Origin of the sequence: Streptomyces sp. S.PB5 (assembly GCF_030403745.1) — a bacterium.
Taxonomy (GTDB): domain Bacteria; phylum Actinomycetota; class Actinomycetes; order Streptomycetales; family Streptomycetaceae; genus Streptomyces.
Genome location: NZ_JAQMWP010000010.1, coordinates 400153 through 416616 on the forward strand (window position 1 = coordinate 400153; position 16464 = coordinate 416616).

Annotated in this window: 12 protein-coding genes and 1 pseudogene; 8 read left to right on the plus strand and 5 right to left on the minus strand. The window is 72.0% G+C overall.

Annotated features, from left to right (window positions below; all coding sequences use genetic code 11):
- Both PH203_RS27655 and PH203_RS27660 read left to right on the plus strand, forming a co-directional pair.
- Positions 1 to 144, plus strand: a complete 144-nt coding sequence (locus PH203_RS27655; RefSeq protein WP_289923211.1) for a hypothetical protein — start codon at positions 1 to 3, stop codon at positions 142 to 144.
- 97 nt (positions 145 to 241) lie between these two features.
- The gene (locus PH203_RS27660) at positions 242 to 556 is read left to right on the plus strand and encodes a hypothetical protein (RefSeq protein WP_289923212.1); all 315 of its coding nucleotides are present in this window, start codon (positions 242 to 244) and stop codon (positions 554 to 556) included.
- A 6-nt stretch (positions 557 to 562) separates the two neighbouring features.
- Here PH203_RS27660 and PH203_RS27665 read toward each other — a convergent pair whose 3' ends face one another.
- The 5 genes from PH203_RS27665 to PH203_RS27685 form a co-directional block, all read right to left on the minus strand.
- Entirely contained in the window at positions 563 to 1906 is a 1344-nt protein-coding gene (locus PH203_RS27665) for an amidase (protein WP_289923213.1), read from the minus strand.
- 239 nt (positions 1907 to 2145) lie between these two features.
- Positions 2146 to 3150, minus strand: a complete 1005-nt coding sequence (locus tag PH203_RS27670) for a prolyl oligopeptidase family serine peptidase (protein ID WP_289923214.1) — start codon at positions 3148 to 3150, stop codon at positions 2146 to 2148.
- A 55-nt stretch (positions 3151 to 3205) separates the two neighbouring features.
- Complete coding sequence (locus PH203_RS27675) at positions 3206 to 8038, minus strand: serine protease (protein WP_289923215.1); 4833 nt, start codon at positions 8036 to 8038, stop codon at positions 3206 to 3208.
- 2 nt (positions 8039 to 8040) lie between these two features.
- Positions 8041 to 8505: a CU044_2847 family protein gene (locus PH203_RS27680; protein WP_289923216.1), complete on the minus strand. Its 465-nt coding sequence runs from the start codon at positions 8503 to 8505 to the stop codon at positions 8041 to 8043.
- Positions 8502 to 9524 carry a LacI family DNA-binding transcriptional regulator gene (locus PH203_RS27685; RefSeq protein ID WP_289923217.1) on the minus strand — a complete coding sequence of 341 codons (1023 nt, stop codon included), beginning with the start codon at positions 9522 to 9524 and terminating at the stop codon, positions 8502 to 8504. Before PH203_RS27685 ends, PH203_RS27680 begins: the two co-directional genes overlap by 4 nt.
- A 221-nt stretch (positions 9525 to 9745) precedes the next feature.
- Here PH203_RS27685 and PH203_RS27690 point away from each other — a divergent pair, with 221 nt between their 5' ends.
- The 6 genes and pseudogenes from PH203_RS27690 to PH203_RS27715 all read left to right on the plus strand — a co-directional run.
- Positions 9746 to 11032, plus strand: a complete 1287-nt coding sequence (locus PH203_RS27690; protein WP_289923218.1) for a sugar ABC transporter substrate-binding protein — start codon at positions 9746 to 9748, stop codon at positions 11030 to 11032.
- 8 nt (positions 11033 to 11040) lie between these two features.
- A complete protein-coding gene (locus PH203_RS27695) occupies positions 11041 to 11952 on the plus strand; it encodes a sugar ABC transporter permease (protein ID WP_289923246.1) in 912 nt (303 codons plus the stop codon).
- Positions 11949 to 12779 (plus strand): carbohydrate ABC transporter permease, encoded by an 831-nt coding sequence (locus tag PH203_RS27700; protein WP_289923219.1) that lies wholly within the window; start codon positions 11949 to 11951, stop codon positions 12777 to 12779. Before PH203_RS27695 ends, PH203_RS27700 begins: the two co-directional genes overlap by 4 nt.
- A 38-nt stretch (positions 12780 to 12817) precedes the next feature.
- Positions 12818 to 14074 (plus strand): glycosyl hydrolase, encoded by a 1257-nt coding sequence (locus PH203_RS27705; protein ID WP_289923220.1) that lies wholly within the window; start codon positions 12818 to 12820, stop codon positions 14072 to 14074.
- A complete protein-coding gene (locus PH203_RS27710; RefSeq protein ID WP_289923221.1) occupies positions 14071 to 16074 on the plus strand; it encodes an endo-beta-N-acetylglucosaminidase in 2004 nt (667 codons plus the stop codon). Before PH203_RS27705 ends, PH203_RS27710 begins: the two co-directional genes overlap by 4 nt.
- A gap of 32 nt (positions 16075 to 16106) precedes the next feature.
- A pseudogene (locus PH203_RS27715) lies at positions 16107 to 16464 on the plus strand (alpha-mannosidase); the annotation flags it as partial.

Sequence of the window (16464 nt, forward strand, 5' to 3'; positions counted from 1 at the left end):
GTGCCGCCGCCCCTCACCGTGGCCGAGGTGACCGGGGCCGAGCGGGAGCTGGGGATCTGCTTCCCGGCCGAGTACCGCGCGTATCTGCTGGAGGTGAGCGCGGGCGGGGCGGTGTCCCGGCTGGCGCGGACGGAGCGGGGCTGATGGTGGGAGAACAACGACGAAACCCTGCGCGAGCTGCTCCGGGTGCCCTTTCCGCACCCCGACTCCTACGCCACCGAGGACCACGCCCTCGCCGGCCGTGAGCCGCTCGCCGAGGACTTCACCGACGACGGCTCCTACCGGGCCGCCTGGCAGGCCTGGGACGACGCGTGCGGAGCCTTCGAGGACCGCAAGGACGGCCGGGGCCGTCGTCGTCCAGGAGCACGGCTGCGGCTTCGCCACCCTCCTGGCGCTGACCGGCCCGCTCGCCGGCACCCTGTGGTGGGACGGGCGGGCCACCTGCGACCTGATCCTGCCGCTCTCCCCGGACCACGTCCGCGGCGCCCGGCCCGTCACCTTCGGCGAATGGCTCGGGCGCGACTCCTGGGAGCTCCTGCCGCCCGGCTGGGGCTGAGCCGCCTCAGTCCAGCGGCGCCGTCCGCTCCCACGGGTGCAGCTTCTCCAGCTGCTCCGCCGCTTCCAGGAGCAGGGCCTCCGACCCCGGCCGCCCCACCAGCTGTACGGCGCAGGGCGCGCCGGACGGCAGGGTGCCGAACGGGACCGACATCGCGGGCCAGCCGGTGAGGTTCCAGGGCGGGGTCAGCGGCGAGTAGTTGGTGTTGGCCAGCACATTGGACAGCCAGCCGCGCTCGTGCCAGGGCACCGACTTGGGGGAGCGGCGGGCCAGGGCCGGGGTGAGCAGGATGTCGTACTCCTCGAAGAACGGCTCCAGACGGCGGCGGAGTTCCTCGCGGCTGCGGCCGGTGCTCACCGTCTTCGCGAAACGGCGGCCGATCGCGGCGTGGACGCGCGTGCGGCGGGTCAGCCGGCGCCGGTCCAGGCCCTGGGCGTCCACCGACGTGCCCGCCGTCCAGTGGGCGAGCGAGGTGAAGCTCAGGGACATCGGGTAGGGCGGGTCGGCCCGGCGCACCTGGTGGCCGGACTTCATCAGGACGCCGGCGGCCTCGCGCGCCGCGGACTTGTACGGCGCGGTGACGGCGATGCCGGCGATCGGGCTGCGCAGCGAGACCGCGACCTTGCGCATCGCGGCCTCGGACGGACGGGCGAACTCCGTGTCCGCCAGGATGCCCAGCATCAGACGCGCGTCCTCGACCGTCGTGGCCAGCGGCCCGTTCTCGGACATGCCGAACCAGTCGCCGTCGCTCACGCCCGCCGGGACCACGCCGTGGCCCGGCTTGATGGTGACCAGGCCGCAGTTGGCGGCGGGGATGCGCAGGGAGCCCATGCCGTCGTTGCCGAGGGCGATCGGCACCAGGCCCGCCGCGACCGCGGCCGCGCTGCCGCCCGAGGAGCCGCCCGCCGTGCGGGTGGTGTCCCACGGGTTGCGGGCCGTGCCGTGGACGCCCTCCGTCGTGCCGAAGACACACAGTTCCGGCACGTTCGTCAGGCCCACGACCACCGCACCCGCCGCCCGCAGCCGGGCCACCGTGACGTGGTCCTCGGCGGAGGGGGTGTCCGGGGTCGCCGCGGAGCCGAGGCGCTTGGACTCGCCGCGCACCGCGAGATTGTCCTTGACGGCGATCGGCACCCCGGCCAGCGGCAGCTCGGCCAGGTCGCTGCGCGCCCCCACCTCGTCCGCCTCGGCGAGCGCCGCCTCGGCCCGTACCGTCCGGAAGGCCCCGACGCGGCCGTCGAGGCGCTCGATGCGGGCGAGATGCTCGGCCACCACTTCGCGGGGAGTGGTCCGCTTCTCCTGCACGGCAGCGGCGATCTCGGCGGCGGTCCGGCCGATCCAGCTGGTCACGGGGTGCTCCTCGGGAGGTACTGGCGAGTACGTAGGGAGAACTGTGCCCCCGCTCCGGCGTCACGTCGAGAGGGGGGCCGGGCTCCGGGCTGCGAAGTTCGGTGGGCGCCGCCCTGGCCGATGAATTGGGCTCGCTGATCACGGCGTTCGGCATGTACAGGTCGCGGCTCTGAGGGTACTCGGGCGGGGCGGTCACCAGGGCGTCGGCGACCTGGTGACCGCCCCGCCGCCGCCCCGCCTCACCGCAGATGCCGGGCGAAGAACTCCATCGTGGTGTCCATGGAGGCCGGCCACTGCGCGTAGAACGTATGCCCCTCGCCCTGGTACCTGCGGAGTTCGACGTTCTTGCCGGCCGCGCTGAACGCGGCGGCGGTCCGCTCCGACCAGGTGATCGGGCAGGTGTCGTCCGCGGTGCCGTGGTGGATCAGCAGCGGCTCGGTCACCCGGTCCACATAGGTGAGGGGCGAGACCTCCCGCCAGAACCCCGGATTGTCCTCGGGTGTCCCGTACTGGGCGTCGATCTCGGCGACCAGCGGATCGCCGTCGGGGCGCTGGAAGTGGTCGATGTTCTCTTCCGGGCGCGCGCTCACGGGCGCGAAGGCGACCGCCGCGTCGAACAGTCCCGGCGCCACGACCAGCGTGTTGTACACGACCCCGCCGCCCATCGACCGGCCGAGCAGCCCCAGGCGGTCGCGGTCGATCTCCGGCCGTCCGGAATCCCGCAGCGCCAGTGCGGCGCCGATGACGTCCTCGGTGTAGCCGAGACGGAGGCCGATGTCGTTGTCCGGGTCGTCGTCCGAGGCCGCGTGGTTGCGGTAGTCGGTGTGCAGGACGACGTACCCGTTGCGGGCCAGCAGGTCCTGCTCCCGGGCGAGGCCGCGGCCGGTGGTGTAGATGTCCGGGTCGATGTAGCCGTGCGCCAGCACCAGCGCCGGGAACGGGCCCTTTCCCCGCGGGATGTTCATGAGCCCGGAGATCGTCAGCCCGTCCGACTCGTACGTGACGCGGTAGCTGGTGTAGGCGGGGGTGCGGGCGAGGACGGTGCCGAGGCGGAGGCCGGAGCCCGTGTGTTCGCGCTGGATCAGGGCCGGTATCGAGACCGGGGCCGCGGGCGTGGCCGTAGGGGAGGGGCTCGGGGGCGGGGCTGCGGTGCGTGTCGTCGGCGGTGGACCGGAACGGGTCCCGTCGTCCGGGTCGCCCGCTGTACAGCCCACCGCGACCGACAGGGCCAGCGCGATGGTCACACGGAACGTTCCCCTTGACCGCATACGGCCATTGTCCCCAGGTCTTCTGCCGGCGTCAGCTCTCCCGGGTGATCTGCGAGGCATCCGGTGGATCCGGTGCATCCGGTACGTCGGATACATCGGGTGCGTCCGGTACGCAGATCCTGAGGTCGCAGGGGAGGAGGGCCAGGACACGTCCGCGTTCCTCGTGGCCGGGGGCGAGTTCGAGGGCCAGGCGGAGCAGGCCCAGATGGGCCTCGGCGGACTCGTGGAAGGCGGTCAGTGTCCCGGCCGCCTCGATCCGCACCTGGACGGGTGCCCGCCGGTCGGCGAGCACAGCGCGGAGCACCTCCTTCGCCCGGCCGCGCGCCGACCGCCACTTCATCAACTCGGCCGCCGCCAGGACCCGCTGGCGGGCGGACGCCTCGTCACCGTCCACGACCCGGCGGCAGGCGGCCTCCGCTTCACATCCGACGTCGAGCTTCGTCCACGCGGCGGCCACGGCCAGATGCGCATCGGGGTCGGTGGTGTCGGGACCGGAGAGCGATCGCAGGATGCGTCTGCCCTCCTCGCCCAGGTCCTCGGCGAGCAGCGCGGCGGCCCCTGCGCGGACCTCGACGGGGTGGGCCGGGTCGGCGGCCAGGGCGCGGGTCACAGGTATGCGGTTCAGCGCACCGCTCGCCGGGAGGTATGCGCAGACCTCGACACGGAGTTCCGGCGGCGCGGCCTCGTCGGCGGCCAGGGCGAACCAGGGCTCGTCGAGGTTTCCCCCGACGGTCGCGACGGCGGCGCATCTGTCCTGGAGGGGAGCCGTGTCGTCCTGGGCCCAGGCGAGGAGCACGTCCCGTACCCGGCCGGAGGCGCGCTCGTCGAACAGGAGGATCCACAGATTCCCGAGCCGGGTGACCGCCTCCGGCCGCCGCCGCTCGAGGAGATCGAACCATTGCGCGGCGGACGTGTGGGCGTCGACCGCGGCGAGGGCGCCCGGCGGGGCGGTCGTGCCCTCGTCGTCCTGGTAGAAGGACAGGGCCTGCCACAGTGTCGGCTGGCACATGTGGGTCGACAGGCCTCCCAAGGACGTGTGGAGGCTCAGGCGATGCAGAGGATCCCGGCTGACGTCGGCCATGAGCGCCCGCCACCGCGGATAAGGGATCAGCCCGATCAGGTCGCAGGCGGCGCGGGCCCGGGCGGACGGTTCGGCCGTGGGGTCGGCCGCGATACGGGTCAGGACCCGGCGGGCGCGGGGCACGAAGGCCGACCGGTGCAGATGGGACGGGCTCTCGAATTGCAGCAGCGAGTCCGTGGGCACGGACTCGTCGTCGATCAGCGCCTCCAGGCGTCTGCGGAGCGCGGTGTCCGGCGCCAGGGCGTCGGCCAGGTCGAGGAGACGCCAGAGGTGCTGGTCGGGCAGCCCCGCCTCGTCGAGGAGCCGGTGCAGGGTCTCGGAAGCGCCGCGTACGTCCACCGCGGCCAGGGAGGCGAGAGCTCTGACGCGGTCGTGCATGCCCGTGTGCGCGTCCTCGGCGATGTGGCGCAGCAGCCCCGACGCGGTGTCGCGTTCGCCGGTGTCGAGCAGTTGCGTCGCCGCGTCCCGGCGTACGTCTCCGGGCAGGGCCGCGTCCGCCGCGATGGTGGCGAGGAGATCGCTCGTGACCGGCGCGTCCAGCTCGTCCAGGGCCTCCACCGCCAGCAGCCGGTCCGCAGCTCCGATGGCCGTGTCCGTCGCCAAGTCGGTCAACAACGTGTGGAGTTCGTCCGTGCCGGGGAGGCCTGTCAGCGAGTCCAGGTGGCCGACCCGGTCGCTGACGGGGAGCGCCGGATGACCGAAGATCTCCGTCACCATCCGACGGTGTCTGGCCGACTCCCCGGCCTCGCTCAGCACCCGCCCCAGCTGTCCGACGGGCCACCGGGCCACGGGGCCCGTCAGGATCAGCTCCACGCAGTCCATGGCGACGGATCTCCGACCGAGGTGGACGAGCCGTCCGATGGCTTCGGTCCGGCTGTAGTGGTCCCATCGCTCGTCCCGTGCGATGCGCTCGGCCGGCGCCGGGTCATCGATGCCACTCAACGCCGTGGTCACGGCGTCCTCCGGTGAGTCGGGACTCTCGACGACCTGTGCGCAGACGAGGCGTACCGTCTCCGCGTTCCGCTGTCGCTGGTCCTCGGAGAGCTCCGTCGTCGCCCTGTGGCGCAGATGCAGCGGAGCCGACGGATCCGCACAGAGCGCGACGAGGATGTCCGGCCGCAGCGGGGCCAGCAGACGGCCCCTCAGAAAGCGGGTCATGTACGGGTCGTCGGCCACCACCGGGTTGTCGTGCAGGGCGTCGGCGAGGGCGGTGAGCGTCTCCTCGGCAACGCTGTCCGGGAGCAGTTCCAGCGCGTTCTCGACGTGCTGGTGCGGAAACTCGGAGGTCCGCAGCAGCGTGCAGAGCGCATCCGTACCCGACCGGCCGTCCAGCGGCAGCAACGCCACGGCCGCGGCCTGCCGTGTCTCGGGGATCTGCCCCGGATCCCGGGCCAGCGCGAGCAGACGACGGCCCGCGCCCGCGACATCGCCCGCCCGCGCCAGCAAGGAGGACGCCACGACCCGCTGTCCGCCCAGCAGTTCAGGTTCGTCGGCCAGCCCCGCGGCGAGGCCGGCCGCGTCGCCGACGTCCCGGCGCACACAGTGCTTCAGCGCCTCGACCCGCACCGCGTGCGGCACTGCCGGATCGGTGACGACCGCGGCCAGACCCCCCGCGTCGAGCACCGTGAACAGCCGGTCCAGCACGGTGGGCACATCGAGGTCGCCCACGGTCACGGACCGGTCGTGCAGCTTGATCACCGCCCGCGTGAACCGCGCCGTCAACTCCTCGTCCGTCACCAGCTCGTCGCTCAGGATCGTCGCGCACAGCAGCAGGTCGCGCCAGCCGCCGCCGTCCACGACCGTACGCAGGAACTCCTCCAGCGACATGCCCTGTTCGCGCCAGCGGGCGGCCATGAACAGCACCAGGTTGGGGCGTTCGGCCGCGATCGCCTCGCGTACGGTCGCGAGGGCCTTTGGCGCTTTCGGGTTGAGGCGGTCCGCCAGGGAGCATCCGGCCAGGTACTCCTGAACGGTGTGGTGCAGGAACCGCAGATCCTCGCCGTGGCGCAGTACCAGCCCGGTGAAGGCGAGGGCGCCGAGGACCGTGTCCCGGTCGGGGGTGGTGTCCGGGTGGCGCTCGGCGAGCAGGTCCCGCACCTGGTCGAGCAGGGCTCGCGGATCCCCGCTCTGCCGTGCCTCGGCCGCCGGGTACAGGACGTCGTGCACCCGGTCCAGCAGATCCGGCGTGATGCCGTGACCGGTCCGGCCGCTGCGCCGGAGCCGTGCCGAGCCCCTCTGCCGCAGGATGGCGATGAACCGTGCGTAGAGCTCGGCCGGGTCGCGGGGCAGCTCGTGCAGGGCGGCGACCACGCAGATCATCGTCAAGTAGAGCGGATTGCGGGCGACTTCGGAGAGGCGGCCGAGACGCAGTCCGGCCGTCAGTTCCGCCGCCCGCTGTGCGGCGTCCGGAACGTCGAGCGCCGCGAACCAGGCGTGGGCGACACTCTCGATCTCCAGGTCGCCGAACTCCATCAGCGAGTAACGGCGCAGCGCGGTCAGCCGGTTCATCTCGGCGGTGACCAACGAGCGACTGGCGACGACGAAGCGCACATACGGTTCGCGGGCCCAACTCTGGACCAGCCGGATGACCTTGCCGCGCTCCTCGGGGTCCAGGATCTCGTCGAGCCCGTCGACACAGACCAGCCAGTCCACCTCGGGCAGCGGGCCGGCTTCGAAGAACGCCGGCGGCAGCGAGCGCCGCAGACCGGGCAGATCGCGTCCGACCGCCCGGGCCAGTGCCTCCGGGAAGGGCAGGTCCAGGAGTTGGTCGGCACCGACCCGCACGGGCAGGTACGAGGGCGCCCGCTCCGGGTCGTCGAGCCAGGCGGAGGCCGCCTCGCGGGTCAGCCGCCGCAGCAGGCTCGACTTGCCGGTGCCGGCACCACCGGTGAACAGCACGTGCCGGTCCTCGGCGAGGACGCTCTCGGCGACCGGATGCTCCCGGGCCGGGGAGCGGCGGCCGGGGCGGCGGGGACCGAGGTTGGTGAACGCCGCTTCGTCCTCGGGCCCGGCGATGGCCGACGCTTCCTGACGGACGTACACCGTGGAGAGCGGGATGTCCTCGGCGTCGGTCAGCAGAGCGGCGTACGGGTGCTCGTCGGCCGCGTCCCGCGCGGCCTCCAGATAGTCGCGCAGCTGGGCACCGGGGTGGCAAAACCCCCCGGCCCGCAACTGCTCGTCGGTGAGTGCGTCCAGCCAGGTCACGGGCGGTGCCGGGGCGGTGAGAAGGGACAGGATCGCGGCGAGCGGGACCATGTGCGCACTGCCCGCCTTGTTGGAGCGGGCGAGCATCCCGCAGACCCCGCCGGTGCGCTGGTTGACCACCGGGCTGCCGCTGAAGCCCTCGCCGACGGGGGTGCCGTGGCCGCGGGGCATCGGCAGCGGGTCGTCGAAGGAGAGCCGGGAGTCGCCCTGGTACTCGAGGGCGGCCCACTGGCCCGCTCGGTAGTCGCCGCGCGGATGGCCGTAGACCCACATGCGGTCGCCGAACGCCGTGTGCGGTGCGGTGAGCACGTACGGCGGGGCGGGCGTCGGCTCCTCGAACCGCAGGAACGCGATGTCCAGGCCGTTCGCCGCGCGGTGCAGCGAGCCTTCGGGCAGCGTCAGGGCGAGTTCGGTCCCGGTCGCCACGATACGGCCGCGGAGCGCGGTCGCCCCGGCGACGACGTGCGCACAGGTGACCACGGTTCCCGGGGCGAGGACGAACCCGGTTCCGCCGCCGCTGCCGTCCAGGAGGTCCAGGGCGACGGTGGCGGCCTCCAGCGGGCCTCTCCAGCCGTCCATGTCTAACGCTCCGTGGAGTCCCCGGATCCGCCGGGTACTCGGGACGCCCCCGGCTCCCCGGACACTCGGGACGCCTCCGGATCCCCGGACGCCTCGGGCTCCGGAGCGGTCCACTCCAGCGTCACCTTCCACGCCGACTTCGAGGACGCCTTGCCGACCACCGCCAGCAACTGCCCGGTGTCGAGGGAGACATCGCAGCCGAACTCCACCGTCGCCTTCGACGCGCCGGTCTGCTGGAGACGGGTGCCCATGGCGCGGGCCACGGCGGTCAGACTGTCGAGCACGGTCTCCAGACGCGGGGTCCGCCAGCCGATCTCCTGCTCCTCCGCCAGTCCGGATCCGGACCGGTTCCCGGCCGGGCCGACCGCGACGAGGATCCTCTGCCCGTCCACCTCGACCGGGACCGTCACATCCGCTTCCTCGCCCAACTCCCTTGCCCTTCTGCCCGATCCGGACGGACTGCTCATCGTAGCCGCCGCGCCTCACGGGCCACGCCGGTGCTGTCCCGCACGATCAGCCGCGGTACCGGCACCCGGACCGTCCGGGCGGGGCCGCCGTCGAGGAGGGCGGTGAGTTCCGTGGCCGCCGTACGGCCGAAGGCGACGCTGTCCCGGGACAGCGCGGACAGCCACGGCTTCACCATCCGGCACAGCGCGGAGTCCTCCCAGGACACCACCGACACGTCCGCCGGGACGGACCGGCCGAGTTCGGTCGCGGCGGCGGCGCCGGCGACGGCCATCACGTCGTTGTCGTAGATCAGCGCGGTCGGCGGATCGTCCGACTCCAGGACCCGGCGGGTGACCGCCGCGCCCTCCGCGTCCGAGTAGTCGGTGGTCACCGACCGGACCCCGGTCAGACCGCGGCGCCCGGCCTCGGCGCGCAGGGTGCGGATCCGGCGCTCGGTGTGCGCCAGCCCCGGCAGTCCCGCGATGTGCACGATCCGGCGGTGGCCGAGGGTGTACAGCGCGTCCACGACCGAGGCCATCGCGCCCGCGTCGTCCGCCCAGACCGTCGAGAGGCCCGGGTGCCGTTCGTCCGGGGCGCCGCCGATCACCACGGCGGGCAGGCCCAGTTCGTCGAGGAGATCGGGGCGCGGGTCGGCGGTGCGGGGGTCGACCACCAGCACCCCGTCCACCCGGTGCTCGGCCCACCAGCGCCGGTACACCGCGCACTCGTCGGCGACGTCCTCCACCACCTGGAAGAGGAGCCCGAGGTGGCGCTCGGCGAGCACCTCCTGGATGCCCGAGACGAGTTGGAGGAAGAAGGAGTCCACGCCGAGGGTGTCCGCGGGCCGGGCGAGCACGAAGCCGACCGTCGCGGCGCCCTCGCCGGACAGGGCCCGGGCCGCGGTGCTGGGCCGCCAGCCGAGCTCCTCGGCGACCTGCCGCACTCGTTCGCGGGTCTCCTCCGAGACACCGGGCCGGCCGTTCAACGCGAAGGAAACAGCGCTCTGGGAGACCCCGGCATGGCGTGCGATGTCCTTCATCGTCGGTCGGCGCGCGGGCGACCGCTTGCCTGACAAGGTGCTTCCCCATTCCTGCGAAGGATTTCGCGCCAGTATGCACTAATGCGGTTCAGCACCCAAGTGGCTAAACCGCATTAGTAACTAAAGAGATTAGCCGCGCAAGAGTTGTTGACGCGCCCTCGGCGCGGCATGCAGGGTCTGCGTCGTTGGCCAACTCCCCCCGTAGAGGAGACCGGTTCACCATGCCCATATCCCGTAGAGCCGCCCTTGCCGTCCTCTGCCTCGCCCTGCCGCTGAGCGCCTGCGGCTCGGGAGACGACGACGGTGGCTCGACCGACGCCTCCGGCAAGGTCGAGGGCGACATCACCTTCCAGACCTGGAATCTGAGGGCCAATTTCAAGGACTACTTCGACGGCCTGATCGCCGACTTCGAGAAGAAGTACCCCGGCACCAGGGTCAAGTGGATCGACCAGCCCGCCGAAGGCTATGCCGACAAGATCAGCGCCGACGCCGCGGGCGGCACCCTGCCCGACGTCGTCAACGTCTCCCCGGACCTCGTCGCCCCGCTCGCCAAGGCGGGGCTCGCCCTCGACCTGGACAAGGCGGCCGGGCAGTACGAGAAGGAGTATCTGGCGGGGGCGTGGGCCGGCCACCAGGTACCGGGCATGACCGGCACGTACGCCTTCCCCTGGTACCTCAACACCGGGCCGCTGTTCTACAACAAGTCCCTGTTCGAGAAGGCGGGCCTCGACCCCGACCAGCCGCCGAAGACGTACGACGAACTCTTCGCCGACGCCCTGCGGATCGCCGGGAACAGCGACGGCGAGGTCTCCACGCTCGCCAACGTCCCCACCATCGAGGACTTCGGCCGCTACGGCGTCCAGCTCATGAACTCCGCGGGCACCGCCTTCGCCTTCAACGACGCGAAGGGCGTCGAACTCCTCACCAAGTACAAGGAGTTGTACGACGCCAAGGCCCTCGACCCGCAGGCGCTGACCGCGACGCCCGAGTCCTCCGGCAAGAAGTTCCTCACCGAGGCCGTCGCCATGAACCCCGGCAGCGCACTCGACCTGGGCAACTTCAAGAAGCAGGCGCCGAGCCTGTACAAGAACATCGGCATCACCGACCAGATCACCAGCACCGGCCACGTCAACATGTACGTGATGGGCGTGATGGTCAACGCGCAGACCGAGCGGAAGCCCGCCGCGATCGCCTTCGCGCACTACGTCACCGACGCCGCGCACCAGATGTCCTTCGCCAAGCAGGTCGCCATCTTCCCGAGCACCGCCGGCTCGCTCGACGACCCGTACTTCACCGAGGAGGACGGCACCGACGAGACACGGGTGCGGGTCGCCGCCGCCAAGTCGCTCAAGAACGCGGTCAATTACACGCCCGTGCTGTTCAGCGAGCAGATGAAGACGGCACTGCGCAACGAGGTCGCCAAGGCGCTGCAGGGCAAGGAGAGCCCGAAGGAAGCCCTCGACAACGCTGTCAAGGCCTGTGACACGCTGCTCCGGCAGCAGGGTTAGCCATGCTGATGTCGTCGTCCGCCGGGTCCCGGGCGGGTGCGGTGAAGCGCGTACGGCGCCAACTCCCCACCAGCCCCTGGCTGTTCGCCGCACCCGGCCTGCTGATCATCGGCGCGTTCATCCTGTACCCGTTCGTGTCGACCCTGGTCAACGCCTTCACCGACCGCCGCACCCTGATCCCGGGGGAGTTCGTCGGGCTCGCCAACTTCCGTGAGCTGCTGCACGACGACATGTTCTGGATCGGCCTGCGCAACAGCACGCTCTACGTCCTCGGGGTCGTGCCCGCGCTCGTGATCCTGCCGTTGCTGCTCGCCCTGCTCGTGCAGAAGAACATCCCCGGCATCACCTTCTTCCGGTCCGCCTTCTACACCCCGGTCGTCGCGTCGATCGTCGTGGTCGGACTGATCTGGGTGTGGCTGCTCGACGAACGCGGCCTGGTGAACTCCCTGTTGGAGGCCGTCGGGGTCGGCCGGATCGGATTCCTCAGCGATCAGTGGCTGCTTCTGCTGAGCGCCATGACGGTGACCGTGTGGAAGGGTCTCGGCTACTACATGATCATTTACCTGGCCGCGCTGGCCGGCGTCCCCCGCGAACTGCACGAGGCCGCCGCCGTGGACGGGGCGGGCGCGGTGCGCCGGTTCCTCACGGTCACCGTCCCCGCCGTCCGTTCGACCATGGCACTGGTCGGGGCGCTGTCCTCGGTCGCCGCCTTCAAGGTGTTCTCCGAGGTGTACCTGATGGCGGGCCCGAGCGGTGGACCGGCGGGCGAGGACACCACCCTCGTGATGCTCGTCCAGCGCACCGGCACCGGCCTCACCGGCCGGGTCGGATACGCCTCCGCGATCTCCGTCGTCGTCTTCGTCGTGACCGTCGCACTGATGCTGCTCGTGCTGCGGGCCGATCGCAGGGGGTCCGCATGAGCCGGGTACGCGCAGGGGAGCTGGTGCTCCGGTACGTCCTGCTGCTGGCCGTACTCGCCCTGACCGTCGGCCCGTTCCTCTGGCAGCTGTCGACCTCCCTGAAAGGCCCCACCGAGGACATCTACAGCTCGCCGCCGGCCTTCCTCCCCGAGCATCCGACCCTGCACAACTACGAACGGGTCGCCGACACCATCCCCGTCTGGGACTACGCCCTCAACTCCCTGAAGGTCGCCACCGCCAACGTCGTCACCAACTGCGCCGGTGCGGCCCTCGCCGGCTACGCCCTGGCCCGACTGCGCTACCGCGGCCGCCGCGCGGCCACCCTCGCCTTCATCCTGGCGATGCTGGTACCGGTGGAGGGCATCATCATCGCCCAGTTCACCACCATGCGGGAGCTCGGCCTCAACAACACCCTGGTCGGTGTGGTCCTGCCGGGCTGCATCGGCGCCATGAACGTCCTGCTGATGCGCAACGCCTTCCTGAACCTCCCGTACGAGATCGAGGAGGCGGCCTACGTCGACGGCGCCAACGTCTGGCAGCGGTTCCTGCGCATCGCCGTGCCGTCGGTCAAGGGCACCCTCGCCGTCGTGGCCATCTTCGCCTTCATGGGCGCCTGGGACGACTTCCTGTGGCCGCTCATCGTGCTGAGCGACCCCTCCAAGTTCACGCTCACCATCGGCCTCAACTATCTGCACGGCACCTTCGCGGGCGACGAACGCCTCGTCGCCGCGGGCACGGTCATCGCCGTGGCCCCGCTGATCGCGCTCTTCGCCTGTCTGCAGCGGTACTTCTTCCGCGGGGTGGGCGAGGGAGCGGTCAAGGGCTGAACAGGGCTGTCTCCGCCACCGAGTTCAAGGACTACCGCATGCCTGCTGCCGTGCGCTTCGGCGTCAACTACACCCCGAGCGAAGGGTGGTTCCACCACTGGCTCGACTTCGACCTCGACGCGGTCCGCGCCGACCTCGACTCCATCGCCGCGCTCGGCCTCGACCACATCCGCGTCTTCCCGCTGTGGCCCTACTTCCAGCCCAACCGCACGCTGATCCGGGAGCGGGCCGTCACCGATCTCGTACGGCTCGTCGACGCGGCCGCCGAGCGCGGCCTCGACGTCGACGTCGACGGTCTGCAAGGTCACTTGAGCAGCTTCGACTTCCTGCCGGCCTGGACCCGGACCTGGCACCGGCGCAACCTCTTCACCGACCCCGACGTCATCGAGGGCCAGGCCGCCTATCTGCGCAGGCTGGCGGAGGCGCTGGCCGACCGCCCCAACTTCATCGGCATGACCCTCGGCAACGAGATCAACCAGTTCTCGGCGGGCCCGCACCCCGACCCCGACCCCGCCACGTCCGACCAGATCGACGCCTGGCTCACCCGGATGCTCGCCGCCTGCGAGGAGGGCGCCCCCGGGAGGCTGCACCTGCACGCCGAGTACGACGCGACCTGGTACCAGGACGACCAGCCGTTCACCCCGGCACAGGCCGCGACACTGGGCGGGGTCACGGCCGTGCACTCCTGGGTCTTCAACGGCACCGCCCAGCGGCACGGCCGCACCTCCGTACCCACCGAGCACCACGCCGCGTATCTGATCGAGCTGAGCAAGGCCTGGGCCGACGACCCGCACCGGCCCGTCTGGCTCCAGGAGGTCGGCGCACCCGCACCCCTCGTGCCGCCCGAGCACGCCGCCGCCTTCACCGAGGCGACCGTCACCAACGCGCTCGACTGCCCCGGCCTGTGGGGCATCACCTGGTGGTGCTCGCACGACGTGTCGCGGGAGCTGGCCGACTTCCCGTCCCTGGAGTACGGGCTCGGCGTACTGACCAACGACCGGCGCCCCAAGGACATCGCACGGGTGCTGGCGAAGGCGGCCGCCGGCCACACCCGTGCCCCGGCCCCCCGCACCACGGCCCTCGTGGTCCCCGCCCACCCGTCGAGGCGCTCACAGTGCGCACCCGGCGGGCCGGTCTTCGACGCCTTCTTCCGGCTGGTCGCCGACGGGGCCCGGCCCACCACCGTTCTCGACACACGAGCCGCGGACGGCGAGCACCTCACCGCGCGCGGCATCACCGAAGTCGTCACGTCCGACCAGGTACTCCGCACCCCACCAGGAGGAACCCGCTCGTGAACCCCACCAGACGCACCGTCCTGCTCGCCGGAGCCGCAGCCGCGTCCGCCCTGCTGCCCTCACCGCCTGCCACCGCGGCCCCGAAGGCGGCGGCCGCCCTCCAGCCCTACGCCTCCTACTGGTACCCCGACTCCCTGCCCTCCGGCACCCCAGGCGCCGGCATCACCTGGCGCAGCCTCAAGACCTGGCGGGCCGCGGACGACACCGACCTCGCCTTCAACGCGGCGTCCGTCCCGCTCGCCGCCCGCTTCACCCCGACCCCGGTCAACACGACGGCCCGCTCGAGGCAGGCCCGTATCCAGTCCCTCGTCTCCTTCGGACCGACGTCGGGCAACCCCTCCCAAGGCGCGGCGACGGCCGACTACTACGCCTTCGGGCACTGGGCGTACATCGACGAACTCGTCTTCTGGGGCGGCTCCTCGGGCGAGGGACTGATCCTCGCGCCCAACGCACCGATCGTGGACGCCGCCCACCGGCACGGCGTGCCCGTCCTCGGCAACGTCTTCCTGCCGCCGGTCGCGTACGGCGGGCAGCTGCGCTGGACCCGCGACCTGGTGCAGAAGGACTCCGCCGGACGGTATCCGCTGGCCGACCGACTCGTCGCGGTCGCCGCGGCGTACGGCTTCGACGGCTGGTTCGTCAACGCCGAGACCGGGGGAGGCGACAGCGCGCTCGGCGCGGCGATGCTGGGATTCATGCGGGAGCTGAAGTCCCTCGCGGCGGCCCGGGGACAGCGGGTGACCTGGTACGACTCCATGACCGTGAGCGGCTCGGTGAGTTGGCAGGGGGCCCTGAACAGCCGTAACCAGGCCTTCTTCGAGACCGCCGACGACATGTTCGTGGACTTCCGCTGGACGGCGGGCAGCCTGGCGTCGTCCGGGCAGCTCGCCCAGCAACTCGGCCGCAGCCGCTACGAGTTGTGGGCCGGTGTGGACGTGGAGGCGAACGGCTGGAACACCTCCGAGAACTGGGACGCGATCGTTCCCACGGACCGGGCGCACATCACCTCGATCGGCCTGTACCGCCCCGAGTGGACCCGCAACCACCTGCCCGCGACGCGCACACCGGGCGACCTCCACGCGGCCGACGACCGCTTCTGGACCGGGCGTTCAGCGGACCCGTCACGGCCCGACCCCACCGACACCTGGCGGGCGCCCGCGGTCTGCGTCGCCGACCGGTCGACGGTGACGTCCGTCCCGTTCGCGAGCGTGTTCAACACCGGGCACGGGCTGCGATGGTACGAGGAGGGCGCGGTCACGTCGGACACGCCCTGGAACCACCTCGGCCTCCAGGACCGTCTGCCGTCACGGCAGTGGGTGGTGCGCACGGAGGGGCGGCGGCCGGCGGTCGGCTTCGACTTCGCGGACGCGTGGCGCGGCGGGAGCAGTGTGCTGGTGGACGGTGAACTGGACGCCCCGGCCGTGCTGGACGTCTACGCGACACGGCTCGCGATCACCGGCGGCACGGTGGTCGAGCTGACGCACCGGACCGACGCGGGCGCGGTACGCGTCGAGCTGGCGGTGGCCACGGAACCGTCGGACACACCGGGCGCGCCACCGGCGTACACCTTTGTGGCCCTGGAGCCGGGGGACGGCTGGCAGACGTCGGTCGTACCGCTCGCCGGGCTGGCCGGGACCGTCCACGGGCTCGGCGTGCGGCTGACCGCGGCCGGCGGGCCGGTGAAGTGGCGGCTGGGCGGTGTCGCGGTGCGGGAGGGGACCGAGGCGCCTGCCGCTCCGAGCGGGTTCCGTGTCACGGCCGCGTCCGGAGGCGATCTGCGCCTCGCCTGGGATCCGGCCCCGGGCGATGTGCGCCACTGCACACTGCACCGCCTTCTGCCCGACGGCACCCGGCGCTTCCTCGGCGGCACCTGTCAGCAGGCGTACTTCCTCGGCGGCCTTCGGCCCGAGCAGGGCGAGCGCGCGGCGCGGTTCGAACTGCGTGCGGTGGGGGAGCTGTACACGTCGTCGGCCCCCGTCACCGTCACCCACACCTGGTAACCCCGTCCCCCCTCAGCCTTGGAGCACTCCGCATGCATGACGACCGCCGTCTGGTCGAGGCCCGTCTCAAGCGCGTCCTCGACGAGCGCATCCGCCCCGCCGTGTACCCCGAGTCCGTACCGCTGGAGGCGGCGGTGTGGCACGCCCCCGGTGAGCCGGTGCCGGTCGCCGAGGGGCTGGCCGCCGAACCCGCGCCGATCGAGGTCGGCGCCCGCTGGGGCGCGCCCTGGGGGACCAGCTGGTTCCGGGTCACCGGGACCGTCCCCGAGGCCTGGGCCGGAAGGACCGTCGAGGCCCTCCTCGACCTCGGCTTCGACGAGAACATGCCCGGCTTCCAGTGCGAGGGCCTGGTGTACCGGCCCGACGGCACCCCGGTGAAGGGCCTGAATC

Coding starts and splice junctions, on each gene's coding strand:
- PH203_RS27685 (WP_289923217.1), bottom strand. CDS start 9,524: ATGAAGGACATCGCACGCCATGCCGGGGTCTCCCAGAGCGCTGTTTCC.
- PH203_RS27700 (WP_289923219.1), top strand. CDS start 11,949: ATGAGCCGGGTACGCGCAGGGGAGCTGGTGCTCCGGTACGTCCTGCTG.
- PH203_RS27695 (WP_289923246.1), top strand. CDS start 11,041: ATGTCGTCGTCCGCCGGGTCCCGGGCGGGTGCGGTGAAGCGCGTACGG.
- PH203_RS27690 (WP_289923218.1), top strand. CDS start 9,746: ATGCCCATATCCCGTAGAGCCGCCCTTGCCGTCCTCTGCCTCGCCCTG.
- PH203_RS27680 (WP_289923216.1), bottom strand. CDS start 8,505: ATGAGCAGTCCGTCCGGATCGGGCAGAAGGGCAAGGGAGTTGGGCGAG.
- PH203_RS27705 (WP_289923220.1), top strand. CDS start 12,818: ATGCCTGCTGCCGTGCGCTTCGGCGTCAACTACACCCCGAGCGAAGGG.
- PH203_RS27675 (WP_289923215.1), bottom strand. CDS start 8,038: ATGGACGGCTGGAGAGGCCCGCTGGAGGCCGCCACCGTCGCCCTGGAC.